This window comes from Neoroseomonas marina (genome assembly GCF_012927745.1).
GTDB lineage: Bacteria > Pseudomonadota > Alphaproteobacteria > Acetobacterales > Acetobacteraceae > Neoroseomonas > Neoroseomonas marina.
The window spans coordinates 185374-210692 of sequence record NZ_JABBKX010000004.1 but is presented as its reverse complement, the minus strand read 5'-3'; the positions used below and the strand labels follow the sequence as shown (position 1 = coordinate 210692).

Here is a 25319-nt window from a genome sequence, read left to right as displayed (position 1 = left end):
GTCACGCATCGTAACGGGCCGGGGGGTTGCATCCCGGTCCCGGGCGCGTCAAATCGCCGGCCGCCCGGACCGGGCCAGCATTCGGGAGACCGGCATTGGCCGCGCTGATCGAGATCGAGCGCCTGACGAAGCGCTTCGGCGCCTTCACGGCCGTGGACGACGTGTCGTTCTCGGTCGACCGCGGGGAGGTCGTGGGCTTCCTCGGCCCCAACGGTGCGGGCAAGTCCACGACGATGAAGATGCTGGCGGGCTTCGTGACGCCATCCGCCGGCACCGCGCGGATCTGCGGCAAGGACGTGGTGGACGATCCGGTGGCCGCCAAGCGCAGCCTCGGCTACCTGCCCGAAGGCGCGCCGACCTATCCGGAGATGACGGTCACCGCCTTCCTCCGCTTCGTCGCGCGCATCCGCGGCTACCGCGGCGGCGAGGCGGCGGACCGCGTCACGGCGGCGATGGAGCTGACGCAGCTACAGGGCGTTCGTCTGCAGCCGATCGAGACGCTCTCGAAGGGCTTCAAGCGCCGCGTCGGCCTCGCGCAGTCGTTGCTGCACGACCCGCCCGTGCTGGTGCTGGACGAACCGACCGATGGCCTCGACCCCAACCAGAAGCACGAGGTCCGCGAGCTGATCCGCCGCATGGCGCCCGACAAGGCGATCCTGATCTCGACCCATATCCTCGAGGAAGTGGACGCGGTCTGCACCCGCGCGATCATCATCGCCCACGGCAAGGTGCTGGCGGATTCCCCGCCCTCGGCGCTGGCGAAGCCCGGCAAGTCGCTCGAGCAGGTCTTCCGCGACCTCACCGCCCGCCCCGCGGAGGCCGCGTGATGGGCGGCACCCTGGCGGTCGCGCGGCGGGAACTGGCGGGCTACTTCGCCACCCCCGTCGCCTATGTTTTCATCGTCATCTTCCTGATGATGGCCGGCGCGCTGACCTTCACCATCGGCGGCTTCTTCCAGCGCGGCCAGGCGGACCTCTCGCCCTTCTTCAACTTCGTGCCCTGGCTGTTCCTGTTCCTGGTGCCGGCGCTGACCATGCGGCTCTGGGCCGAGGAAAGGCGGCTCGGCACCATCGAGCTGCTGCTGACACTGCCGCTGCCGCAATGGCAGGCGGTGCTGGGCAAGTTCCTCGCGGCCTGGGCCTTCTGCGCCATCGCGCTCGCGCTGACCTTCCCGCTGGTGGTGACGGTCAACTACCTCGGCCGGCCGGACAATGGCGTGATCGCGGCCGGATACGTCGGCTGCCTGCTGGTCGCGGGCGCCTATCTGGCCGTCGGCGCCGCGATGTCGGCCATGACCAAGAACCAGGTCATCGCCTTCGTCCTCGCCGTCGCGGTCTGCTTCCTGTTCGCCGCGGCGGGCAGCCCGGTGGTCACCGAGTTCCTCTCCCAGCGCGTGCCGGTGCTCGCGGAACTCGCGCGCGGCATTTCGCTGATCGAGCGGTTCAACATCCTCCAGCGCGGGGTGATCGCGCTGCGCGACGTCGTCTTCTTCGCCTCCTTCATAGGCTTCTTCCTGTTCGTGAACGCGGTGGTGATCGACCACCGGAAGGCGGACTGAGCGATGAGCGGCTCCTCTTCCCCCCGTCCCGGCTCGCGCCGGGTCTGGTCATCGGCCCTCGGCCTCGTCGCAGCGGCGGCGCTCGCCATCGGCGTGAACATGCTGGTCGACCGGCTGGCGCCGCGGGCGCGGCTCGACCTCACCCAGCAGCACCTCTACACCCTGTCGGAAGGCACGCGGTCCGTGCTGCGCGGCCTGCAGGACCCGGTGACGCTGCGGCTGTTCTACTCGCGCCGCCTCGGCGCCGCGGTGCCCGCCTACGGCTCCTATGCCGAGCGCGTGCGCGCCATGCTCGACGAGTATGTCGCGCTGTCCGACGGCAAGGTGCGGCTCGAGGTCTTCGACCCCGAACCCTTCAGCGAGACCGAGGACCGCGCCCTGGCCTTCGGCCTGCAGGGCGTTCCCGTCGACCAGTCGGGCGAGCAGATCTATTTCGGCCTCGCGGGCGTCAACCTTCTCGACGACGAGCGGACGATCCCCTTCTTCCAGTCCGATCGCGAACGCTTCCTCGAATTCGACCTGACGCGACTGGTCTACGAGCTGTCGAACCCGCGCCGCCCGGTCGTCGGCGTCATGTCCACCCTGCCGCTCAACGGCGACCCGCGCATGATGATGATGATGCGCAACAGCCCGCAGGCGCAGCCCTATGCGGTGATGCAGACGCTGCGGCAGTTCCTCACCGTGCAGGACGTGCCGCTCGATGCGCAGCGCATCCCGGATGGGGTGCAGGTGCTGATGGTGGTGCATCCGCAGAACCTCTCGGACGCGACGCAATACGCCATCGACCAGTTCGTCATGCGCGGCGGCAAGCTCATCGTCTTCGTCGACCCGCATTCCGAAGGCCAGGCGATGCGGCCCGGCCCGGGCGGCCAGCCGCCGACCGACACGGCCTCCAGCCTCGATCGCCTGCTGAACGCCTGGGGCGTCGAGACGCCGCACGACAAGGTCGTGCTCGACCTGCGCGGCGCCTGGCGCGTGCGCGCGAACCCCACCGATCGCGTGCAAGCGGTGGACTACGTCGCCTGGTTCAACATGCAGGGGGATTCGATCTCGGATTCCGAGGTCGCGACCGCCCAGCTGAACCAGGTCACCGTCGCTTCCGCCGGCGAGATCCGCCGCCGCGACGGCGCGACCGTCGAACTCGTCCCGCTGCTGCGCAGCAGCGACCGCGCCATGCTGGGGGCCGTGAACCTGGTGCGGGAGAACCCGGACCCGGCCCGCATCCTGGCGGAGTTCCGCCCGGACGGCGAACGTCACGTCATCGCTGCACGCCTGCGTGGCGAGTTCGCCTCGGCCTTCCCCGACGGCGCGCCGGCCCTTCCCGAGGGCGCGCAGCGCCCGGCCGACTTTCCCGCCCATCGCGCCCGCACCGAGGGCCCCGCCAACATCGTCGTCGTCGCCGATGCCGACATCCTCGAGGACCGCTTCTGGGTCCGCGTGCAGGACTTCTTCGGCCAGCAGGTCGCGACCCCCTTCAGCGACAACGGCGCGCTGGTGGCGAATCTCGCCGACACGCTCTCGGGCGGGGATGCGCTGATCTCGCTGCGCTCGCGCGGTGAATCCCTGCGGCCCTTCACGGTGGTCGACGACATCCGCCGCGACGCCGACGCCCGCTTCCGCGCCACCGAGCGTGAATTGCAGGAGCGCCTGCAGCAGACCGAGCGCCGCCTGCGCGAGCTCCGCCAGGGCCAGGGTGGCGAACGCGGCCAGGGCAGCGCCGTCATCACGCCCGAGCAGCGCGCCGAGATTGACGCCGCCCGCGCGCAGATCCTGCAGACCCGCCAGCAGCTCCGCGCCGTGCAGCTCGATCTCCGCCGCGACATCGAGCGGACGGAGACCTGGCTGAAGGTGCTGAACATCGCGGCCGTGCCGCTGCTGCTCGGGCTGTTCGCCATCGGCCTCGGCGTCGCGCGGTCGCGCCGGCGCGCCGCGGCGCGGTCCTGAGGAGAGACGCCGATGCAGCGACGCACCCTCCTCCTCGTCAGCGCGGCCGCGGTCGCGACCATTGGCGGCGCGCTGCTGCTGCAGCCGGACAATGCGCCGCCGCCGGCACCGGAAGCCGGCGCGCTGGCCTTCCCAGGCCTCGCCCAGCGCCTGCAGGTCGCGGCACGGATCGAGGCGAAGCGCCATGACGGCACGCTCGAGGTGGTCCGCCACGGCGAGACCTGGGGGCTGCCCTCCAAGGGCGGCTACCCGGTGCGCCAGGAGAAGGTGCGCGAGCTGCTCACCGGCCTGACCGAGCTGCGCCTGACCGAGCCGCGCACGGCGAACCCCGAGATGCTGGACCGCCTCGGCCTCGAGGATCCGTCGCGGGAGGGCGCGACTTCCACGCTGCTGCGCGTGCTCGACGCCCAAGGCGGGGTGATCGCGGACCTGGTGATCGGCCGCCGGCGCGTCCGGACCCAGGGCAACGTGCCGGAGGCCGCCTTCGTGCGCCGGCCCAACGAGAGCCAGGCCTGGCTCGCCGAAGGCCGGATCCCGGTCGATGCCGACCCGCAGCTCTGGCTCGACCGCGACATCGCGAACCTGCCGCGCGAGCGCGTCCGCCGCGTCGCCATCAATCGCAGGGGCGAGCCGCCCCTGGTGCTGACGCGCGCCGAGGGTCCGGACGGCAAGCTCGAGGTCACGACGCCGGCCGATGCCCCGCCGACGGATGAGAGCAGCCTCGACGAGGTCGGCCGCGCCTTCGAGTTCCTCACCTTCCTCGACGTCAAGCCCGAGGCCGAGATCCCCGGCGAGGCCTTGGGCGAGGCGCGCTTCGAACTGTCGGACAACCTCGCCATCGTCGTGCGCCCCCGCAAGGAGGGCGACGCGATCTGGGTGACGCTGGCCGCGGAGGGCGACGACGAGGCGGCGCGGCTGAACGCCCGCTGGCGCGGCTGGGCCTACCAGGTCGGCCAGTGGAAGGAGAAGGCCTTCGTGCCGCTCCTGACCGAGCTCCGCCGCCAGGAACAACCTGCCCCCGAGCCTGAGCCCGAGGGCGAGGCCCCCCCGGCCACAGCACCCGAAACACCCGCCGAATCCCCGCGCCAGCAGTGACGGGTCGGGAATACCCCGACCGTCCCTGGGTCGGCATCGGCTGCATCGTCTTCAAGGAAGGCCGCGTCCTGTTGGTCCGTCGCGGCAAGCCCCCGCGCATGGGTCATTGGTCGCTGCCCGGCGGCGCGCAGCATGTCGGCGAGCGCGCGGAGGAAGCGGCCCGGCGCGAGTTGCGCGAGGAAGCGGGCATCGAGGTCGGCCCGCTCTCGCTTGCCATCGTCGTCGACGGCATCACCCGCGATGAGGACGGGCGGCCCCGCTACCACTACACGATCATCGACTTCGCCGCGGAATGGCTGCACGGCGACGCCGCCGCGGCCGACGACGTCAGCGACGTGGCCTGGGTCCATCCCGAGGATTTCGGTCCGTTCGACCTCACGCCCGAAACGCATCGCGCGGTGGCGGCGGCGCGGGAGGCCCTCGCCCGGACAGCCAGCGACGCGCGCTGAAGCGGGATTTCGTTGCTCCGGCGGCCTTGTCGCAGCATTGTGATTCCGCAACGTACCGAAGGGGTTCGCCGGCATGTCGATGCGATCAGCCCTCCTGTTCGCAGCCCTGTTCTGCGGCACTGCGTCCGTGGCGTCCGCGCAGAGCACGCCCGCCGTCGTCTACTGCGTGAACAACCGCATCATGGTGGAGCGGGCAACAATGTCGCAGATGCAGAGCGGCCGTGGCCATTCCGAGATCTGCATCATCGGCCCCTCCTTCGACTTCCAGCCGGACGGCGTGACCTGGGTGCGGCAGAATCTGCGCTCGGATGTCGGGGGGAGTTGCCGCTGCCGCTGAGGCAGCCCTTCCCCCGCAACCGCGCTCGCGGCAGGCTCCGACCCACACCCCAGCCGGAGACCTTCCCATGACCACGACTGTTGCGACGCGCCGACGCCACCTGATGGCGGCGACGGCGGGTCTGCTTGCCGTGCCCAGCCTGGCCGGCGCGCAGCCGGTGGCCGCCGGGCGCCCTGTGCGCCTCATCGTCCCCTTCCCGCCCGGCGGCGCGGTCGACATCACCAGCCGGCTTTTCGCCGAACGCCTCGGGCCCGTCCTCGGCCAGACGGTCGTGGTCGAGAATCGCGGAGGCGCCGGCGGTCTGATCGGGGCCGATGCGCTGGCGAAGGGGGAGAAGGATGGCGGCGTGATCGGACTGATCAGCGCGACGACCTGGTGCGCCGCGCAGTTCATGCATGCGCGGATGCCCTTCGAGCCGCAGCGCGACCTCACGCCCATCACCCAGCTCACCGACGGCGCGCTGCTCTGCGTCGTGAACACGCAGACCGCGCAGCAGCGCGGCTGGACCGATTTCCGTGCCCTGATCCGCTGGTCACAGGCGAATCCCGAGCAGGTGCGCATGGGCTCCTCGGGCTCCGGCACCTCCTCTCACCTCAACATCTCGGCCATCAACCGCTTCGCGGACGCCAAGATCCTCCATGTGCCCTATCGTGGCGGCGGGCCGGCCATCAACGACCTGCTCGCGGGCACCATCGACATGATGTTCGACGTCATGCCGGCGCTGATGCCGCATGTCGAAGCCGGGAAGTTCAAGGCGCTCGCCGTGTCCTCGGCGGATCCGCTGCCGATGCTCCCCAATATCCCGGGCATGAAGGCCTTCGCCGATCTCGGCCTCGGCGACCACGCGCTGGTGAACTGGAACGTGGTGACGACGGCCGGCGGCACGCCCGCCCCCGTGGTCCAGCGCCTGTTCGAGGCGGTGCAGACCGTTGCGCGGCAGCGGGAGATGGTCGAGCGCCTGTCGCCCCTGGGCTACGGCATCGTGCTCAGCGAAAGCCCGGCCGCGGCCGCAGCCATGATCCGGGCCGAGACGCCGCGGTGGCAGCGGCTGGTCGAGATCTCCGGCGCGCGGATGGAATAGGTCAGCCGCGCCGCCCCTCCCACGCCTCCCGCTTGCGGTAGAGCGTGGAGGGGCTGACGCCGAGGAAGGCGGCCGCCTTCGGGATGTTCCCGCCGCACAGGCGGATCGCCTCCTCGATCGCCTCGCGCTCAACCTCGGCAAGCGGACGGATCCGTCGCGCCGGATCGACGGGGCGCGGCGGCACGTCGGCGGCCTGTGCGACAGACCCGCCGCGCACGGTGACCGGCAGCATGGCGGCGGTCACTTCCTCCGCGTCGTGCAGCACGACGGCCGTGCGGATCGCGTTCTCCAGTTCGCGCACATTGCCGGGCCAGCGATGACCGCGCAGCAACGCGAGCGCCTCCGGCGCGAAATGGGTGAATCGCTTGCCTTCCTCCGCGGCGCTCCGCGCCAGGAAGGCCTCGGCGAGCATCACGATGTCCTCGCCCCGGTCGCGCAGCGGCGGCAGGGGGACCGGCACAACATGCAGCCGGTAGTACAGATCCTCCCGGAAGCGGCCGGCCCGCACCTCGGCGAGCGGGTCGCGGTTGGTCGCGCAGACGAATCGGACATCCGTCGTCACCGGCTTCGTCGCGCCGACCGGAACGAAGCTGCCGGTCTGGATGAAGCGCAGCAGCTTGCCCTGCAGCGCCAGCTCCATTTCGCAGATCTCATCCAGGAAGAGCGTGCCGCCATCGGCCGCGCGCGCCGCGCCGGGACGGTCGGCCACCGCGCCCGTGAAGGCGCCGCGCACATGGCCGAAGATCTCGCTCTCGATCAGGTCCTTCGGGATCGCGGCGCAGTTCAGGGCGACGAATGGGCCCTCCCGACGCGGCGACAGCGCGTGCACCGCCTCTGCGGCAAGTTCCTTGCCGGTCCCGCTTTCCCCCGTGACGAAGACCGTGGCGCGGGATGCCGCGGCATTCTCGAGGATGCGATAGACGCCCTGCATGGCCGGCGCGGCGCCGATGAAACCCGCGAAGCCGCGCCGGGCAGCGCCGGCGGACAGGCTCGCGACCTCCTTCCGGAGCGCCGCGCGGTCGAGGACGTTGGCGAGGGTGACGACGAGGCGCTCGGCCGCAAAGGGCTTGACCAGGAAGTCGGCGGCACCGCCGCGCATGGCCTCGACCGCCGTCGCGACGGACCCATGCGCCGTCATCACGACGACCGGCGGCGGGGTTCGCATCGCGCGGATCTCGGCGAGAAGCGACAGGCCGTCGCCATCCGGCAACCGGAGGTCGAGCATGACCGCATCGGGGGGGCGCGCGACCAACGCGGACCGCGCCGCAGCCAGGTTCGGTGCGTGCTCGATCTCATACGCCTCGTCGCGCAGGTATTCGCGATAGAGCGCGGCGAGGGAGAGCGTGTCCTCGACCAGCAACAGCCGCGCCGTCACTCCCGCCTCAGCCCCGGCCCGGACGCAGGGCCGCCGCGACGAGGAAGATGCCTGCCGGCACCAGCCACCCGGCCCAGACCGGCAGGGAGAGGAACGGATAGATCAGCATGTCCCACAGCGCGGGCGTCATGTAACGGGCCACCAGACCCTCCGCCGTGTTCATCGTGGACCCGGCGAGCGCATCGCCCACCGTCCGCCCGGGCCCCGCATAGAGGGCCGTGAGCAGCGACGCGACGAGGAAGACGATGGCGAGGGTCCGCAGGATCATCAGGTCATGCCCAGAGTCGTTCGTTCTGCAGGCCGGTATACAGGCCCGCGACGAACTCGCCGTAACCGTTGAAGAGCTGCGTCGGGATCCGCGCATTGGTCCCGAGCACGCGCTCGCTCGCCTGGCTCCACCGTGGATGCGCGACCTCGGGGTTCACGTTCGCCCAGAAGCCGTACTCGCTCGCCTGGATCTGCTCCCAGAAGGAGACGGGGCGGCGATCGGTGAGGGTGATCCGCACGATGCTCTTGCCCGCCTTGAAGCCGTACTTCCAAGGCTGGTGGAAGCGGATCGGGCCGCCATTCTGCGGCGGCAGCAGCTTGCCGTAGGCGCCGACCACGAGGAACGACAGGTCATTGGCCGCCTCGGCGACCGTGCAGCCCTCGATATAGGGCCAGGGGTACCAGGACTGCCGCAAGCCCGGCATGACCGCGGGGATCGCCGCCGTTTCGAACACCACGTAGCGCGCGGAGGCGAGCGGCTTCACCACCTCCAGCAACGCCGAGATCGGGAAGCCGGTCCAGGGCACCACCATCGACCAGGCCTCGACGCAGCGCAGCCGATAGACCCGCTCCTCGAGCGGCATGGTGCGCAGCAGGTCCTCGATGCCGAATTCGCGCGGCGTCTCGACCATGCCCTCGACCTTCACGGTCCAGGGGCGCTGCGGCAGGCGCTGCGCCGGGCGGCTGATGCCCTTGTCGCTGCCGAACTCGTAGTAGTTGTTGAAGGTCGTCGCCTCGCGCTCGCCCGTGATGTCGCGGCCCGGCACGTAGCGCGTGTTGCGCATCGCCCGCAGCGGCGCCGCCTCCTGCGCGGAGGCCATGGCCGGCGCGGCCAGCAGGCCGGCCCCGGCGAGCATCGCCTTGCGGCGACCGAAGACCAGGTGCTCGGGCGTGACGCGGGCTTCGGGGATCTCCCAGCCGCGACGGATCAGGATCGGCATCGTGAACTCTCCCAACCTCCGACAGAATCAGGCGTCCTGCGGGGATTACAAGCGCCTCGTCACGATCCCGGGCGCGGCAGCACGGCAGCGGGCGGCTGGCCCGCGCCCGTGGTGACGCGGTAGAGGCGGTAGGCCTCGGCCTCGATGCCCCGCCGGGAGCGGAGCAGCCGCCCGTCCGGCCCGGCAATCGCCTCGGCGCCGGGCCAGTTGGGGGGCCACTCCCCTCGCCTTTCGCTGCGAAGCAGCAATCCGGTTACGCCCGGCTGCGGCACCGGCAGCGAGAAGAATGCCCAACGCGGATCCATGGCGACCACGACGATGCCCGGCGGCAGGCGAAAGGCCAGGACCGAGGCCAGGCCGTACTCCTCGGCGGCAACGAAGCCGGCGCCGTCCTGCCGCGCCCTCGCCGCGACCGCCGCGGTGAAGTCGTCCCAGCCGCCCAGCCGCGCCAGCGTGGGGTCCTGGCCCCGCCGGAGTGCGACAGGGGCCGCCACTGCCTGGAGATAGACCACTCCGCACATGACGCCGCCGAGGGCTACGGCCGGCACCCGCAGTCGCCGCCATCGGACACTGTCCAGCAACGCGGCGGCGGCGATCGCCGCCGCCGGATACAGGACCGCCGGCCAGTTCCCCTGCACCCGGCTGCCGAGCGATTGCCAGACGAACAGCGCGGCGCCCGGCAGAACCAGCGTCGCCAGCAACAGCGCCGCCGAATCCCGCCGGCGCCACCAGGCCCACGCAGCAGCGCCCGCGCCCGCTGCGCACAGCAGGAAGACAAGCGGTGTCGCCAACGCCGCTTGGCCGCCGACCAGTTCGCCGAGATAGCGGAGGGACTGTCCCATGCCACCGCTCGCCGTGCGGCCGCCCTGCTTGGCGAAGGACGCCCAGTCATGGGTCGCGTTCCACAGCACGACCGGTGCGAAGGCCAGCGCGGCGATCGCCCCGCCCGTCCAGACCTGCCAGCGAAGAAGCCAACCGCGCGCCCGGCCGTCGAGCAGCATCCACAGCAGGAGTCCGGTGCCGAACAGCACCATGGTGTACTTGCTCGCAAGACCGAGCCCCGCGAAGAGGCCGATGGCGAGCCACCAAAGCCCGTCCTGCGTCCGATGCAGCCGCGCGACCGCCCACAATGCACAGGTCCAGAAGAACAGCAGCGGCGTGTCCGGTGTCATGGTTACGCCGCCGACACCGGCGAGGAGCGTCGCATTCAGCAGCCCCGCCGCCCAGGGTCCGGCCTTGCGGCCGGGAAACAGATCCTCGGCGGCGCGGGCCAGCAGCACCGATCCGAGTGCGAGGGACAGCGGCCCCAGCAGGCGGACGCCGAGCGCGGTCTCCCCCGCGATCATCGTGCCCGCGCGGATGAACAGCGCGACCATCGGCGGGTGATCGAGGTAGCCGCCCTGCAGGTCCCGCGACCAGACCCAGTAATAGGCCTCGTCGGGCGCGAGCGGCGTCAGTCCGGCCACGGCCAGGCGTAGCGCCGTCAGCGCCGCGAGTGCGGCGAGCCAGGGCATCAGCGCGCGCGCCATACCAGGGTGGAGGAGACGGCGTAGTTCCACACCACCGTCAGCAGCGCCCCAGCCGCGCCGGCCAGCCCCCAGCCGGCCACGCCGTCATGGAGCAGCAACCCGGCAATGCCGACATTGGCCGCGGCCCCGAGGCCGCAGACGACGTAGAACAGGATCAGCCCCCGCAACAGCCGCGGCCCCCGCAGGCGCCGGTCGCGATAGGTGATGCGGTTGTTGAGCAGGAAGTTCGCGGTCATGGCGACCAGCGTCGCCGCCCATTGCGCCGGCCAGAAGCCGATCGGGCCGAGACCGTGGAGCACGCCGAGCACGGCCAGGTGCACCAGGACGCCGATGCCGCCCACGAGGGCGAAGGCCATGAAGCGCAACGGCACGATGCCGCCGAGCGCCTTGTCCGCGAGCAGCCCGCCGAATTCGAGCAGCACCGTCGCGTCGAGCTTGCTCTCGCCGGCCTCCCGCGCCCGGAAGGTGTAGGGGATCTCCGCCACCCTCAGCGGCCGCCCGGCCGAAAGCAGCACGTCGAGCAGGATCTTGAACCCCGTCGCCGTCAGCCGCGGGGCGAGTTCGTCGAACAGGGCGCGCGGCAGGGCGAAATACCCGCTCATCGGGTCCGCGACCTTCACCGGCAGGGCCGCGTTGGCCAGCGCCGCGCCGCCGTCCGAGACCATGCGGCGGATCGGGGACAGGCCCTCCCCCTTGGTCCCGCCCTCGACGTTGCGGCTGCCGACGGCGATCTCGGCTTCCCCGGAGTCCAGGACGGCGAGCATTTGCGGCAGGATCGTCTCGTCGTGCTGCAGGTCCCCGTCGATGACCGCGACATAGGGGGCGGCGGTGGACAGGATGCCCTCGACGCAGGCCGAGGCGAGGCCGCGCCGACCGATGCGCCTGATGCAGCGGATGCGGGTGTCCTGCGCCGCGATGGCCTTGGCGCGGGCAGCGGTGCCGTCCAGGCTGTCGTCATCGACGAAGATCGCTTCCCACGGGATGCCCGTGAGCGCCGCATCCAGCCGCGCCACCATGGGCGCGACGTTCGCGGCCTCGTTGTAGCAGGGGATGACGACTGCGAGTCGTGGCGGGGCGGGCTCCGTCATGTCGGCTTCCTGCGCCGCGCTGCGCGGAAGGGCAAGCGGTCAACCGAAGAGGGTGTGCTCGGCCAGGATCTTGCAGCCGAGGCCGATCAGGGCGACGCCGCCCAACGCCTCCGCGACCTGGCCGAAGCGCCCGCCGAGGAAGCGGCCGATCAGCATCCCGAAGGTCGCCATCAGCGCCGTCGCCAGCCCGATCGCCAAGGCCGCCACGACGATGTCCGCGCCGATGAAGGCGAGGGTCACGCCGACCGCCATGGCATCCAGGCTGGTGCCGACGGCGGTGGCGAGCAGGATCGCGGTGCCATGCCGCCGCTGTGGCCGGCGGGGAGCTTCCTCGTCATCCTGCCCCCGCAAGGCGGCGAGCAACATGCGTCCGCCCACCAGCGCGAGCAGCGCGAAGGCGATCCAGTGGTCCACCGCCGCGACGCTGGCACTCGCCGCAAGGCCGGCCGCCCAGCCGATCACCGGCGTCACCGCCTCGACGCTGCCGAAGATGACCCCGGTGCGCAGCGCCTCGGCCAGCCGCGGCCGGTCGAGGGCAGCCCCCTTGCCGATGGCCGCGGCGAAGGCGTCGACGGACATGCTGAAGGCGAGGGTCAGGGTCGTGAGGGGGGTCACGCGTGCGGCTCCGGCTTGGGGCGCCGTTCCTACAACATCTGAATAGATGTTCAATAATTCAAATCAGCGATAGGGCCCGTCGCCGCCAGGAAGCGCGCCGGGGCGCCCGAACAGGTAGCCCTGCCCGAATCCCACGCCCAGATCGCGCATCAGGGTGGCCTGCGCCTCGGTCTCGATGCGCTCGGCCACCACCTCGGCACCCACGGTGCGGGCCAGGTCGACCATGGCCGCGATGAAGCCCCGGTCGCGGGCGCTTTCGACCGCATGGGAGACATAGACCCCGTCCACCTTCACGAAGTCCACGCGGAAGGCCCGGAGATAGCGGAAGGCCGCCGCCCCGGCGCCGAAATCGTCCAGGCAGATCGGCAGGCCGAGGTCGCGCAGCGCGTCGACGGTGCGCCGGGCCTCGGGCTCGTCCTCGATCTCGGCCGTCTCGGTGATCTCGACCAGCAGGCGCTCGGCCAGGGCGGGAGCCTCCCGCAGCATGCCGCAGAGCCGGTCCCGGAACGCACGGGACTGCAGCGACAGGCCCGACAGGTTGCAGGCGATCCGCGCCCCGCTGGCTGCGCGCGCGGCCTCGCAGGCGGTCTCCACCACCGCCCAGTCGAGCGTCTCCGACAATCCCACGGTTTCCGCCAGGGCGATGAACTCCGAGGCTTCGGAGAACGGCGTGCCCGGCGTCGGGATCGGCCGCAGCAGGGCCTCGTAATGGTGCGGCTGGCGGTCGGCCAGCAGCACGATCGGCTGGAAGGCGAGGCGGAAGCGGCGGTCCGCGATGGTCGCGCGCAATGCCGCCGCACGCTCGGCCGCACTGTCGACGAAGCCCGCGAGGCCGCCGGCGAAGCCGGCCTTCTCCAACGCCGCATCGCCGCCGCGGGCGAAGGCGGACAGCGCGAAGCGCAACGCGCGCGTCGCCTGAAGCGGGCTCAGCCCCTCCCCGGCCAGCGGCAGCGCGCGCGCTCCGACCCGCCCCGGCAGCCCGTGCTGCGCGAGCAGCCGCGCGACATGCGCCGAGACCTCCGCGAGATCCGGTGCCCCTTCCCCCGGAAGGAGCCCGAAGCGGCCGGCGCCGAGGTCGGCCGCGACCGTCCCGGTCCCGCCCTGCGCCGCCAGCACGGACTGGATGCGCGCCGCGAGATCCGCCCGCGGGGCCAGCGCTCCGCCATCCCCCGTCAGCTCGATCAGCCCGAGCGCGGCCGCCCCCTCCCCACGGCGCAGAACTTCCTCGGCGGCGCGGGCGAACCCCGGGCCACCCGGCAATGGCCCTCCCGGCAGGTCGTCCGGCAGCGGGGAGAAGGTCAGGCAGAACCGTCCGGACCGCCCCGGTGCGGCGAGGCCGGCGACGCTGAAGGCCGAGCGGTCCCGATCGGACAGCCGGATCGCGGTCGGCCGGATGCGGCCCGTTGCGTTGAGCAGTTCGAGGGCCGTGCCCATCCCGGAGCGCAGGTCGCGCGCGACAAGTTCCTGAACGGGATGACCGAGGAAGGTGCGACCCGGCCGGCCGAAGCGCGCGGGAAAGGCGCCCTCGGCAAAGGTGATCCGGCCGTCGGCATCGGTTTCGACGAGAAGCTCGGCGGCGGCGAAAGCGAAGGTCAGGAACCGGTCCACGGAGTTGGCGACCGGGTGGCGAACGGTTTCCTGCATGGCGCGTCCTGGGGCGAGGCTCGCATCCTCGCCCCGGGATCTTAAGCGGCGGTGAAGGTGCCGCCGGACCGGAGAGGGCGAGGCCCCTCCGGCGACCTCACTTCACCAGCGAGAAGCTCGTCGGCCGCAGCCCCATCACGGTCTGCTGCTTCAGCGCGCCGAGGCCGCCGACCATCTTCCCGAATTCCTGCCACTGCGGATCGTTGGCCATGGCGGTGCGGCGCGCGTCGCGGTCGCCATAGGACTCGTACAGCCAGCAGAAGACCACCTGGTTGATCGGGCCGATCTCGGTCACCGCGAAGACCAGCAACTGACCGAGCAGGCGCTGCTGCACCGGCAGGCCGACCTCCTGGTAGGCCTTCAGCCAGGCCGGCATCTTCCCCGGGACGAAGTCGTAGGTGCGGTGATCGACCACCATGCCGGTGCCGCCGATCTTGCGCTCGAACTTGAAGCCCTTGGCCGACTGGATGGGGGAGAAGGAGGTCGGCTTCAGGAACTTCACCTCCTGCGCCATCAGGCAGCCGGCGGAATGCTTCTTGAACTCGCCCCACTGCTCGTCCTTCTCGCGTGCCGCGATGCCGGCGTCGCGGGTGTCGATGTCGTCCCAGCCGCGCATGAAGACGAAGCGGTTGATCGGCCCGACATCGGCCACGAAGGTGCCGAGCGAGGGCGCACCCAGCGTCCGCTGCGACGACGGGAAGCCGAACTTCTCGAAGGCGTCGAGCCACACGGGCTGCTTGCCGGGGTGGAAGGTGTACTGGCGGTGCTCGATGTACATCGCGTTTCCTCTGGAAGCGGGCGCGGCACCTTCGTCCGCGCCGCGCCGTGGCGCAAGGCGGGGTCAGGCCGCCGGCAGGAAGACGCCCTTGCCGGTCGTCTGCTTGTCGAACAGCGTGTAGGCCTCTTCCGCCTGCTCGAGCGTCCAACGATGCGTGAAGAGCCGGTCCACCGGCACGCCGCGATCCGCGACGTAGCGGGCGCATTCGGCCTGCCCGACCGTGGAGAAGGTCCAGGAGCCGATCAGCGTGACCTGGCGGCGCAGCATGTCGGGGCTGACGTCGAGCGTGACGTCCCCGCCCTCCCCCACGAAGCACGCCTTGCCCCAGGTGCGCACGCACTGCACCGCCTGCCGCCGCGCCAGCGGATTGGAGGATGCGTCGAGCGAGGCATGCGCACCGAGCCCGTGCGTCGCTTCCTTGATCGCGCCGAGCACGTCGTTGGTCTCCGCCGGATTGATCAGCAGGTCGGCCCCGAACTCCTTCGCACGACCGAGCCGCTCGGGAGCGGTATCGAGGGCGATCACCCGCGCGCCCATCTTCGCCGCGAGCAACGTCGCCGACAGTCCGACGGGGCCCTGCCCGAACACCGCGATGGTCTGGTCCCCCATCAGCCCGAGCCGCTGCAGGGCGCCCCAGGCCGTGCCCGTGCCGCAGGAGATCGCCGCGCCGGTTTCGAAGGAAAGGGCCTCGGGCAGTTCGACCAGCGTGCGCGCCGGGCACTTCATGTAGCGGGCGTGGGCGCCGTGGCCCGTCACGCCGTAGACCTCCTTCACGCCATCGTCACACAGCTGCATCCAGCCGGTACTGCATTGCGGGCAGACGCCGCAGCCCCGGTAGTGGTGCTGCATGGCCCGCATGCCGACCCAGGCCTGGTTCTGCGGCACGTTCGGGCCCACCGCCACGACCACGCCGCAGGGTTCGTGCCCCGCGATCAGGGGCCCGGAGGTCGCCCCGAGGCCGAGGGCCGCCGTCCGCCCCGGCCCGCCGGGCGCCCGGTAGAATTTCAGGTCGCTGCCGCACATGCCCGAGGCACGGATCTCGAGCACCACCTCGCCCGGGCCCGGCGAGGGATCGGGGAAATCCATCAACTCGAGCTTCCGGTCCCCGGCAAAGACGACACCCTTCATTGGCATTCCTCCTGTCGCGCCGAGCCAAGCACCGGGGCGCCGATCGGTCCAGGCGACGGGGATGTTGCGATGCCGCAAAATCGCAATGCCCCGGACGTGGGAATCTGCTCTACGTCAAGGCAGCGGACCGGCCCCCGTGGGATGCGGAGGCCCGACGCAGCATGAGAGGTGCACCGTGCCGACCGAATCCCGCCCGATCGATCCGCTGCCCACCGTCTGGGACCCGAACAGCCGCGTCGGCGACATGCTGAAGGGCAAGCGCGGCCTGGTGGTCGGCGTCGCGAACGCCGATTCCATCGCCTATGGCTGCGCGGTGAAGCTGCGCGCCTTCGGCGCCGATCTCGCCGTGACCTACCTGAACGAGAAGGCGGAGAAGTACGTCCGGCCCCTCGCCGAGCAGCTGCAGGCGCAGATCATCGCCCCCCTCGACGTCCAGCAGCCCGGCCAGCTCGAGGCGCTGTTCGAGCGCATCGGCCGGGACTGGGGCCGGCTCGACTTCGTGATCCATTCCATCGCCTTCGCCCCGCGGGCGGACCTGCACGGCCGGGTCATCGACTGCAGCGCCGAGGGCTTCGCCCAGGCGATGCACGTCTCCTGCTGGTCGTTCCTGCGCATGGCGAAGCTGGCCGAACCGCTGATGACGCAAGGCGGCGTGCTGGTCACCATGTCCTACTACGGGGCCGACAAGGTGGTCGGAAACTACAACCTCATGGGCCCGGTGAAGGCCGCACTCGAAGGCGCGGTGCGCTACGCGGCGGACGAGCTCGGCGAGAAGGGCATCCGGGTCTTTGCCGTGTCCCCGGGCCCGCTCAAGACGCGGGCGGCGAGTGGCATCGCGCAGTTCGACGAATTGGTGCAGATGGCACAGGAACGCGCCCCGCAGCACCGCCTGGTGGACATCGCGGAGGTCGGGCGCGTGGTTTCCTTCCTGGTGGGCGGCGCCTCCTCGGGCATGACGGGCGACACGGTCTACGTGGACGCCGGGCTGCACAACGTCGCATGAGCACGCAACGCAAGGCGCTGACGCCGGACCAGGCCGCCGCCCTGGTGCCCGATGGCGCGACGGTGATGATCGGCGGCTTCCTCGGCGTCGGATCCCCGCGGCGGGTGATCGACGCGCTCGTCGCGCGCGGCGCCAAGGGGCTGACGGTGATCGGCAACGACACCGGGCGGCCCGACCTCGGCATCGGGAAACTCGTGGTCGCCGGCTGCGTCGCCAGGGCCATCGTCAGCCACATCGGCACCAACCCCGTGACGCAGCAGAAGATGATCGCCGGCGAGATCGAGGTCGAACTGGTGCCGCAGGGCACGCTCGCCGAACGCATCCGGGCCGGCGGGGCGGGCCTGGGCGGCATCCTGACGCCGACCGGCGTCGGGACGAGCGTCGCCGAGGGCAAGCAGGTCCTCACGGTCGATGGCCGCGATTACCTGCTGGAAAAGCCGCTGCGCGCCGACGTCGCCCTGCTGCACTGCTTCGAGGCCGACTACTACGCCAACCTGACCTACCGGCTGACGGCGCAGAACTTCAACCCGCTGATGGCCATGGCGGCCAAGGTCGTCATCGCCGAGCCGGACGAGGTGGTGCCGATCGGCGTCATCCCGCCCGACCATGTCCGCACGCCGGGCATCCTGGTCACGCACCTCGTCGAGAGGCCGCACTGAGATGGACGCCAAGGAAATCATCGCCCGCCGCGTGGCGCAGGAACTGCGTGACCGCACGCTGGTGAACCTCGGCATCGGGCTGCCGACGCTGGTCGCGCGCTACGTGCCCGACGGCATGCTCGTCGCTTTCCAGAGCGAGAACGGCATCATCGGCTTCGGCGCCCGTCCGCCCGAAGGCATGGAAGATCCCAACCTGACGGATGCCGGCGGCGGCTTCATCTCCGCCCTGCCCGGTGCCTACGCCTTCGACAGCGCGACCTCCTTCGCGCTCATCCGCGGCGGGCATCTCGAGATGACGGTGCTCGGCGGGTTGCAGGTGGACGCGACGGGCCGCCTCGCGAACTGGATGGTGCCGGGGAAGATGGTCGCCGGCATGGGCGGCGCGATGGACCTCGTCGCCGGCGCGCGCCGGGTCATCGTCGCCATGCAGCATGCGGCCAGGGGCGAAGCCAAGATCGTACCCGAGCTGACGCTGCCGCCGACCTCGGCGCGGCCCGTGAGCCTGGTGGTCACGGACCTTGCCGTGATCGAACCCACGCCGAAGGGCCTGGTGCTGCGCGAACGGGCGCCGGGCGTGTCTGTGGAGGAGATCCTGGCCGCCACCACCGCCCCGCTCACCATTCCCGACACCGTCCCGGAGATGCGCCTGTGACGATCACCGCCCCTGCCCTGGTCGGGCGTTCCTGGGACGACATCAAGGAAGGCGAAAGCGCGAGCCTCACGCGCGTCTGCACGCCGAACGACCTGGTCGTCTTCGCCCATGCCTCGGGCAACCTGAACCCCGCTCACCTGCCGGGCGAAGCCGAGCAGGAGATCGGCCGTCCGCCCGTCGCGCCCGCCATGTGGTGCGGCTCGCTGTTCTCGGCGGTGTTCGGCAACAGGCTGCCAGGGCCGGGCACGGTGTACCGCGCGCAGCAGCTGCGCTTCCTCGCCCGCGTCGAGGCCGGCGACGCCGTCATCGCCACCGTGACCGTGCGCGAGAAGCTGGCCGGCAACATCCTCGTCATGGATTGCCGGCTCGAGAAGGCGGATGGGACGCTGGTCTGCGACGGCACGGCGGAGATCAGCCCGCCGCTGACGCGCGTCGAGACCGATGGCGTCGTCATCCCCGAGCTGACGCTGGTGAAGCGCGGTAAGTTCTCGCGGCTCCTCGCCGCCTGCCGCGGCATCCCGCCGATGCCCACCGCGATCGCGGCGCCCACGGACGACAATTCGCTCGGCGGCGCGTGGGAAGCGACGAAGGAAGGCCTGATCGCCCCGATCCTGGTCGGTCCCGAGGCGAAGATCCGCGCCGAGGCGCAGAAGATCGGCTGGGATCTCGCCGGCGTCGCGATCGAGAACGTCGCCGATGCCCACGACGCCCCCGCCCGCGCCGTCTGCCTGGTCCACGAGGGCAAGGCCGAGGCGGTGATGAAGGGCAACATCCATTCCGACGAGGTGCTGCGCCACGTCACCAAATCCGACGGCGGGCTGCGCGCCGGGCGGCGGATCAGCCACTGCTTCGTGCTCGACATCCCGGGTCATGAGGGGCTGATGATAATCACCGACGCGGCGATCAACATCCTGCCCGACCTGACCACCAAGGCGGACATCGTGCAGAACGCGATCGACCTGGCGCAGGCGATCGGCATCGGGGAACCGCGCGTCGGCATCCTGTCGGCCGTCGAGACCATCAACCCGGCGATCCCGTCCACCATCGACGCGGCCGCGCTGGCGAAGATGGCCGATCGCGGGCAGATCAAGGGCGGGCTGGTCGATGGGCCGCTCGCCATGGACAACGCCGTGGACCTCGAGGCCGCACGCACCAAGGGGATCCATTCCACGGTCGCGGGCCGCGCCGACGTGCTGGTGGCGCCGAACCTCGAGGCGGGGAACATGCTGGCGAAGCAGCTGGTGTTCCTCTCCCAGGCCGACACCGGCGGCATCGTGGTCGGCGCCAAGGTGCCGGTGATGCTGACCTCGCGTGCCGATGACGAGCACGCCCGGCTGATGTCGGCCGCACTCGCGGTGCTCTACGGCCATTGGCGGCGGACGGGGACATGCCTGGTGCCGGAGCTCGGCGCATGACGAGCGACGCAATCCTCGTCCTCAACGCCGGTTCCTCCTCCATCAAGTTCGAGCTCTTCGACATCGTCGGCGGGGATGCGGAGACGCGCTTCGAAGGGCAGATGGAAGGCATCGGCGCCAGCCCCCACCTCATCGCGCGCGACGCGACGCGGCACGTGCTGGCCGACCATCGCTGGGCCGGGCCGGACGTGGCGAACCACGGCGCGGCGCTCGAGGTCATCGCCAAGGAACTCTCCCCGGCCATGGCCGGGCGGCGGATCATCGCGGTCGGGCACCGCGTGGTGCATGGCGGGCCGGACCTGGTCGCGCCTGTGCTGATCGACGATGCGGTGATGGCGCAGCTCGAGGCGCTGGCCCCGCTCGCCCCGCTGCACCAGCCGCACAACCTCGCCGGCATCGCGGCGTCCCGGGCGCGGCTGCCGGGCGTGCCGCAGGTCGCCTGCTTCGACACCTCCTTCCACCGCAGCCATGCGTGGGAGGCCGACACCTTCGCCCTGCCGCCCGAATTCTACGCGCGAGGCATCCGGCGCTACGGCTTCCACGGCCTGTCCTACGAATACATCGCCGCCAACCTCGCCGAGGCGGAGCCCGCTTTGGCCGCCGGCCGCGTCGTGGTGGCGCATCTCGGGAACGGTTCCTCGCTCTGTGCCATGCGCGGCGGACGGAGCGTGGACAGCACCATGGGCTTCACCGCGCTGGACGGCGTGCCGATGGGCACGCGCTGCGGGCAGATCGATCCCGGCGTGCTGTTGCATCTGCTGATGACGGAAGGCATGGAGCCCGCCGCGCTCCAGAAGCTGCTCTACGGCAATGCCGGGCTGAAGGGCATGTCGGGGATCAGCCAGGATGTCCGCGACCTCGAGGCCAGCGCCGAGCCCCGCGCCGCGCAGGCGCTCGCCTACTACGCCTGGCGGGTGCGGCGGGAGATCGGGGCCCTGGCGGCCGCGCTCGGCGGCCTCGACGGCCTGGTCTTCACCGCGGGCATCGGGGAGAACGCGCGGGATCTGCGCGCCCGCATCTGCGAAGGCCTCGGATTCCTCGGAATCGACATCGATCCGGCGCGGAACCAAGCCAATGAGCGGGAGATCTCCCGCCCCGGGGCGGCCACCCGCGTCCTGGTCCGCGCCACGGACGAGGAAGGCATGATCGCGCGGCATGTCCTGAATTTGTTGCGCCGCAGCAAATGGGCTTGATGCCTCCGGCCCGGGGGCGCAGAAAAGGTCAAACCAGGGAGCCCCGCCAATGCCCGCGACCCCGAGCTTTCCCGCCCGCGAGTTCGCCGAGAAGGCGAGCGAGACCACGACCCGCGTGCTCGACCAGGTCCGCACCCTCGCGGACGTGATAGGCCGGCACGCCGCGGTGCAGACCCCCGCCTTCCCGCCCCCAGGCGCGGCGGAGGCGATGCGCGACCTCGCCGCGCGCTTCGCCCGCACCCCCGCCGCCCTGGCCCAGGACGCGCAGGCCTATGCGGCCGATGCCGCGCAGCGGCTGATCCTGTTCTGGGACGTGATGCGCCAGGCGGGGAACAACTTCGTCGAGCATGAGCGCGCGGGCTGCCCGCCGGTGCTCGTCTTCGACTACGAGACGGTGGTCGACGGCCGGAAACTGGCCCGACCGGTGAACTACGCCCTGGTCCGGATCACCCCGCCCGAGGGCTTCCCGGCGACTGACCCCAAGCTGCGCCCCTTCGTCATCATCGACCCGCGCGCCGGCCACGGCGCGGGCATCGGCGGCTTCAAGTCGGACAGCCAGGTCGGCGTGGCGCTGCGCCGCCGCCACCCCGTCTACTTCGTCATCTTCTACCGCGAGCCGGAGAAGGGGCAGACGATCCTCGACGTGACCGCGGCCGAGGCGACCTTCCTGGCCCACATCGCCAAGGTGCATCCGGACGCGCCGAAGCCGGTCGTGATCGGCAACTGCCAGGGCGGCTGGGCGACGATGATGTTGGGGGCCGCGGCCCCTGAGTCCGTCGGCGCGCTCGTGCTGAACGGCGCCCCGCTGTCCTATTGGGCCGGCGAGAAGGGCCGGAACCCGATGCGTTACCTCGGCGGCCTCGCGGGCGGCGGCTGGCCGGCCTCGCTGATGGCCGACCTCGGCAACGGGAAGTTCGACGGCGCGTCGCTGGTCGCGAATTTCGAGAGCCTCTCGCCCGGCAACACCTGGTTCAAGAAGTACTTCGACCTCTATTCGAAGGTGGACAGCGAGGCCGACCGCTTCCTCGAGTTCGAACGCTGGTGGGGCGGCTACTTCCTGATGACGAGCGACGAGATCCGGTGGATCGTCGACAACCTCTTCATCGGCAACCGCTTCTCCTCGGGCCAGATCGCCCAGGGCGGCGGCGAGACCTTCAACATGCGGGAAGTGAAGGCGCCGGTGATCGTCTTCGCCTCCTCGGGCGACAACATCACGCCCGTGGGCCAGGCCCTGCGCTGGATCGCCGACGTCTATCGCGACGAGCAGGAGATCAAGTCGCTCGGCCAGACCATCGTCTACCTGCTGCACGACCAGATCGGGCATCTCGGCATCTTCGTCTCGGGCGCCGTCGCCAAGAAGGAGCATTCCGAGATCGCGACCACGCTCGAGATGATCGAGGCGGTCGCCCCCGGTCTCTATGAGATGAAGATAACCGGTCACGAGGGCACCGGCGCCAACGAGGAATGGCAGGTCGAGCTGGTGGAGCGGAAGATCGCCGACATCCGCACCCTGTCGGGCGACGCGAGCAACGAGGCCTTCCCCGCCGTCGCCAAGATCTCCGAGATGAACCAGCATCTTTATGACGTGCTGGTCTCCCCCATCGTGCGCCAGTCGGCGACCGAGGCGGGCGCGGAGGCGCGGCGCCAGGCCAGCCCGATGCGCATGCGGCGCTACATGTTCTCCGACATGAACCCCTTCATGATGCCGATCCGGGCCATGGCGGGCATGGCGCGGCAGAACCGCAAGCCCGCGGCGCAGGACAACCCGTTCCTCGCCCTCGAGAAGGCCTGGGCCGACACGGTCGAGCGCAGCATCGACGCCTGGCGCGACATGCGCGACGCCAGCATCGAGACCGCCTTCCACGCGATCTATGGCGGCCTCGCGGCCGTCGGCGTGACCGGGGACGACACGGCGGCCGAGGCCGAGGCGGCGCGGCGGTCGGTGCAGGTCGAGCCGGCGCATCTCTCCGAGGCGCGCGCCAAGGTCGCCGAGGGCGGCTACGCCGAGGCGGTGATCCGCATGATGATCCTGCTCGCCGATGCCCGTGGCGGCGTGCGGCGCTCCCGCCTCGCCCGCTCCAACGCGCTGCTGACGACCGAGCCGCCCTTCGTGGGCATGAGCCCCGCCGCGCGCCAGGCGATCATCCGCGAGCAGACGGTGATCGTGACCCTGATGCGCGACGAGGCGCTCGACACGCTGACGACGCTGCTGCCGGAAGCCGCGGAGCGGCGCAAGGCGCTGGCCGCCGTCGAGCATGTCGCCGGCCCGGACGAGGAACTCGGCGACAAGGCACGCGAGATGCTGGTGCGGATGCGCAAGACGCTCGGCCTCGGGCCGAAGGTCGCCGCCGCCTGACATCGGCGGGGCCTTCGGGGGGCTTTCCCTCCGGGGCGCCCTGCGGTCTAGGATGCTCGCCCGATTTCCGGCGAGGACCATGGCCGCAGGGCCCGAGAGCGCCGACAGCGTGCTGAGCCTGGCGCTGGGCGCGGGACCGCCGGGCGCGGCCCTCGCCAGCGCAGAACGACAGTTGTTGCTGCGCCGTGCGGCGCCCCCGGATGTCGTCGGCGCGGTTCGACAGGCCCTGACCGCCGCCACGGGCGACGCGCAGGCGGATGCGGATCCCGCCGGCGCTGCCGCGATCCGGATCGCCGCTGCGGTGGAACGGCACGGCGCCGGATTCGCTCCAGGCGCCGAACCTGCCTATCACAGCCGCCACCATCAGGCCGAAACGGCGCTGGCCATGGGCTGGCTCGCCGGGGCGGCGCGCCGGCTCGGTCTGCTCGGGCCCGCCGAAGCGGCGATCGCCGTTGTCGCGATGACCGCCCATGACCTCCTGCACGATGGGAAGGTCCATGGGGACCGCGGCGTACTGGAACGCCGTTCGGCCGATGCCGCGGCCGAGATTGCCACAGACTGCGGCATGGATCCGGCGGGCGTGGCGGAGATGCGCCGCATCATCCTCGCCACCACCTGGCCCTGGGAGGACGCGGAGGCGCCCGATCTCGCCTGCCGGCTGGCGCGGGAGGCGGATCTGTTCGGCAGTTCCCTGCCCACGCTCGGCCCGCGGCTCGGCCGGTTGCTGGCCGTGGAACTCGCCGCGGCCGGCCAGCCCTCCCCGGAGGAGGTTGCGAGCCATGCCGCGCGGCTCGCGTTGCTGCGGATGCAGCCGGCACCGACAGCGGCAGCGCGCCTGCTGGGTCTCGATGCCGTTCGGGCCGCGCAGATCGAGGCGTACGGCCAGGCCGCACAACGGCTCGCCATCGATCCGCCGACGCCCGAGGCGGGGGCCGCGGCGCTGGACGGCATGGACATTGCGGATGCGGAGGCGCTCCTCGCCTGGAGCCGGACGCCCCCATGAAGTCCCGCGGGACCTCGCTTCTGGTGACGATGCTCGGCATGGCCTTCGCCGGTTGCGGCGTGCTGTTCGCCGCGGTGGCGATCGCCGCAACGGGGCGCAATTCGATCATCGCCTTCCTCGTCGCCGCGGCAGGCATCCTCGTCGTGGCGGGCGGGCTTGCCTACGCGGCGCATCGGGTCGGACGCGGGCTGGGCGTGCTGACGAAGGAGGCGGAGGGCATCCGCCGGCTCGACCTCGCCGGCACGCCGCCGACGCCGGGCGGCGCCGCCGAGGTCGATGCGCTGGCCGATGCGATGGGCGGGATGAAATCGGCGCTGCGGCTGTTCAGCGTCTATGTCCCGCGCGACCTGGTGCGGAAGCTGATGGCCGAGGGCGCCGAGGCGAAGCTCGGCGGGGAACGACGCCGCCTGACGGTGATGTTCTCCGACGTGCAGGGCTTCACCACCATCGCCGAGCGCATGGACCCGGAGGAGCTGATGCACATCACCTCCACCTACTTCCAGGCGCTGACGGACACGCTGCTCGAGCAGCATGCGACGATCGACAAGTATATCGGCGACGCCATCATGGCGATCTGGAACGCGCCGAAGCGCGACCTGGCGCACGCCATGCACGGATGCCGCGGCGCGCTGCACGCCAAGCATCTCACGCTGCAACTCGAACAGGACTTCGCCGCCCGCGGCTGGCCGCGCCTGCATACGCGCTTCGGCGTGCACAGCGGCGACGCGGTGGTGGGCAATGTTGGGTCGTCCGACCGCATGGCCTATACGGCGATCGGGTCGATGGTGAACCTCGCCTCGCGGCTCGAGGGCATGAACAAGATGTACGGGACGCAGATCCTGGTCTCGGAATCGACGCGCATCGGCGCCGGCAGCGGCTTTGTCTTCCGCCCCGTGGACCTGGTTCTGGCCAAGGGCGCGCAGGATCCGCTCGAGGTGCATGAACTGGTCGGGCTGTCGGTCGCCTCGGGGCCCAAGGAGGCTGCCCTGGTCGCGGACCCGGCGCTGGTCGCGCGCCTGCCCGCCTGGGGCGAGGCGATCCGCCGCTTCCGCGCTGGACAGTTCGACCGCGCCACGGAGGCGCTGCGCGAGGCCGGCGATCCAGAGCACGATCCTCTCATCGCCGCCTATGCCGCGCGCATCGCCCGATATCCGGACGGACCGCCGCGCGACTGGTCGCCGGTGACGAAGCTCGACAGCAAGTAGGCAG

At 71.2% G+C, this 25319-nt stretch carries 24 protein-coding genes; 15 read left to right on the top strand and 9 right to left on the bottom strand.

Features of this window, described 5'->3' with window-relative positions:
• Positions 1-95 precede the first annotated feature (95 nt).
• The 7 genes from GWK16_RS14185 to GWK16_RS14155 all read left to right on the top strand — a co-directional run bounded on the left by GWK16_RS14185 (position 96) and on the right by GWK16_RS14155 (position 6464).
• Positions 96-827, top strand: a complete 732-nt coding sequence (locus GWK16_RS14185) for an ABC transporter ATP-binding protein (RefSeq protein ID WP_211187406.1) — start codon at positions 96-98, stop codon at positions 825-827.
• Positions 827-1558, top strand: coding sequence for an ABC transporter permease (locus GWK16_RS14180; protein WP_170054624.1), 732 nt, complete (start codon positions 827-829; stop codon positions 1556-1558). Before GWK16_RS14185 ends, GWK16_RS14180 begins: the two co-directional genes overlap by 1 nt.
• A 3-nt stretch (positions 1559-1561) precedes the next feature.
• Entirely contained in the window at positions 1562-3502 is a 1941-nt protein-coding gene (locus GWK16_RS14175; protein WP_170054623.1) for a GldG family protein, read from the top strand.
• Positions 3503-3514: 12 nt separating this feature from the next.
• Positions 3515-4597 carry a DUF4340 domain-containing protein gene (locus GWK16_RS14170; protein WP_170054622.1) on the top strand — a complete coding sequence of 361 codons (1083 nt, stop codon included), beginning with the start codon at positions 3515-3517 and terminating at the stop codon, positions 4595-4597.
• Positions 4594-5046: an NUDIX domain-containing protein gene (locus GWK16_RS14165; RefSeq protein WP_170054621.1), complete on the top strand. Its 453-nt coding sequence runs from the start codon at positions 4594-4596 to the stop codon at positions 5044-5046. The genes GWK16_RS14170 and GWK16_RS14165 overlap by 4 nt, the downstream gene beginning before the upstream one ends.
• 73 nt (positions 5047-5119) lie before the next feature.
• Positions 5120-5383, top strand: coding sequence for a hypothetical protein (locus GWK16_RS14160; protein WP_170054620.1), 264 nt, complete (start codon positions 5120-5122; stop codon positions 5381-5383).
• A 67-nt stretch (positions 5384-5450) separates the two neighbouring features.
• On the top strand, positions 5451-6464 hold the full coding sequence (locus tag GWK16_RS14155; RefSeq protein ID WP_170054619.1) for a Bug family tripartite tricarboxylate transporter substrate binding protein: 1014 nt from the start codon (positions 5451-5453) through the stop codon (positions 6462-6464).
• A 1-nt stretch (position 6465) separates the two neighbouring features.
• On the opposite strand, the gene GWK16_RS14150 is transcribed toward GWK16_RS14155, so the two are convergent.
• The 9 genes from GWK16_RS14150 to GWK16_RS14110 all read right to left on the bottom strand — a co-directional run bounded on the left by GWK16_RS14150 (position 6466) and on the right by GWK16_RS14110 (position 15829).
• The gene (locus tag GWK16_RS14150) at positions 6466-7839 is read right to left on the bottom strand and encodes a sigma 54-interacting transcriptional regulator (protein ID WP_170054618.1); all 1374 of its coding nucleotides are present in this window, start codon (positions 7837-7839) and stop codon (positions 6466-6468) included.
• A gap of 7 nt (positions 7840-7846) precedes the next feature.
• Positions 7847-8107 carry a hypothetical protein gene (locus GWK16_RS14145; RefSeq protein WP_170054617.1) on the bottom strand — a complete coding sequence of 87 codons (261 nt, stop codon included), beginning with the start codon at positions 8105-8107 and terminating at the stop codon, positions 7847-7849.
• A gap of 4 nt (positions 8108-8111) precedes the next feature.
• Positions 8112-9047, bottom strand: a complete 936-nt coding sequence (msrP, locus tag GWK16_RS14140) for a protein-methionine-sulfoxide reductase catalytic subunit MsrP (protein ID WP_170054616.1) — start codon at positions 9045-9047, stop codon at positions 8112-8114.
• A gap of 59 nt (positions 9048-9106) precedes the next feature.
• Positions 9107-10561 carry a glycosyltransferase family 39 protein gene (locus GWK16_RS14135; RefSeq protein WP_248291377.1) on the bottom strand — a complete coding sequence of 485 codons (1455 nt, stop codon included), beginning with the start codon at positions 10559-10561 and terminating at the stop codon, positions 9107-9109.
• Positions 10561-11664, bottom strand: a complete 1104-nt coding sequence (locus GWK16_RS14130; RefSeq protein WP_170054614.1) for a glycosyltransferase — start codon at positions 11662-11664, stop codon at positions 10561-10563. The genes GWK16_RS14135 and GWK16_RS14130 overlap by 1 nt, the downstream gene beginning before the upstream one ends.
• A 39-nt stretch (positions 11665-11703) precedes the next feature.
• Positions 11704-12279, bottom strand: coding sequence for a manganese efflux pump MntP (gene mntP / locus GWK16_RS14125; protein ID WP_170054613.1), 576 nt, complete (start codon positions 12277-12279; stop codon positions 11704-11706).
• Between the two features lie 63 nt (positions 12280-12342).
• Positions 12343-13923, bottom strand: coding sequence for an EAL domain-containing protein (locus GWK16_RS14120; protein ID WP_170054612.1), 1581 nt, complete (start codon positions 13921-13923; stop codon positions 12343-12345).
• 97 nt (positions 13924-14020) lie between these two features.
• Positions 14021-14701, bottom strand: coding sequence for an NIPSNAP family protein (locus GWK16_RS14115; protein WP_170054611.1), 681 nt, complete (start codon positions 14699-14701; stop codon positions 14021-14023).
• A 63-nt stretch (positions 14702-14764) separates the two neighbouring features.
• On the bottom strand, positions 14765-15829 hold the full coding sequence (locus GWK16_RS14110; RefSeq protein ID WP_170054610.1) for a zinc-dependent alcohol dehydrogenase family protein: 1065 nt from the start codon (positions 15827-15829) through the stop codon (positions 14765-14767).
• A 175-nt stretch (positions 15830-16004) separates the two neighbouring features.
• On the opposite strand from GWK16_RS14110, the gene fabI reads away from it, so the two are divergent.
• From fabI to GWK16_RS14070, 8 genes are all read left to right on the top strand, one after another.
• Entirely contained in the window at positions 16005-16832 is an 828-nt protein-coding gene (gene fabI, locus GWK16_RS14105; RefSeq protein WP_456306758.1) for an enoyl-ACP reductase FabI, read from the top strand.
• Complete coding sequence (locus GWK16_RS14100; RefSeq protein ID WP_170054609.1) at positions 16829-17491, top strand: CoA transferase subunit A; 663 nt, start codon at positions 16829-16831, stop codon at positions 17489-17491. The genes fabI and GWK16_RS14100 overlap by 4 nt, the downstream gene beginning before the upstream one ends.
• A gap of 1 nt (position 17492) precedes the next feature.
• Complete coding sequence (locus tag GWK16_RS14095) at positions 17493-18143, top strand: 3-oxoacid CoA-transferase subunit B (protein ID WP_170054608.1); 651 nt, start codon at positions 17493-17495, stop codon at positions 18141-18143.
• Positions 18140-19558, top strand: coding sequence for a bifunctional enoyl-CoA hydratase/phosphate acetyltransferase (locus GWK16_RS14090; protein WP_338144476.1), 1419 nt, complete (start codon positions 18140-18142; stop codon positions 19556-19558). Before GWK16_RS14095 ends, GWK16_RS14090 begins: the two co-directional genes overlap by 4 nt.
• Positions 19555-20751 carry an acetate/propionate family kinase gene (locus GWK16_RS14085; RefSeq protein WP_170054607.1) on the top strand — a complete coding sequence of 399 codons (1197 nt, stop codon included), beginning with the start codon at positions 19555-19557 and terminating at the stop codon, positions 20749-20751. Before GWK16_RS14090 ends, GWK16_RS14085 begins: the two co-directional genes overlap by 4 nt.
• A 49-nt stretch (positions 20752-20800) precedes the next feature.
• Entirely contained in the window at positions 20801-23107 is a 2307-nt protein-coding gene (locus GWK16_RS14080) for a DUF3141 domain-containing protein (protein WP_170054606.1), read from the top strand.
• A gap of 79 nt (positions 23108-23186) precedes the next feature.
• Positions 23187-24110 (top strand): hypothetical protein, encoded by a 924-nt coding sequence (locus GWK16_RS14075; protein WP_170054605.1) that lies wholly within the window; start codon positions 23187-23189, stop codon positions 24108-24110.
• Positions 24107-25315, top strand: coding sequence for an adenylate/guanylate cyclase domain-containing protein (locus tag GWK16_RS14070; RefSeq protein WP_170054604.1), 1209 nt, complete (start codon positions 24107-24109; stop codon positions 25313-25315). The genes GWK16_RS14075 and GWK16_RS14070 overlap by 4 nt, the downstream gene beginning before the upstream one ends.
• Positions 25316-25319 lie beyond the last annotated feature (4 nt).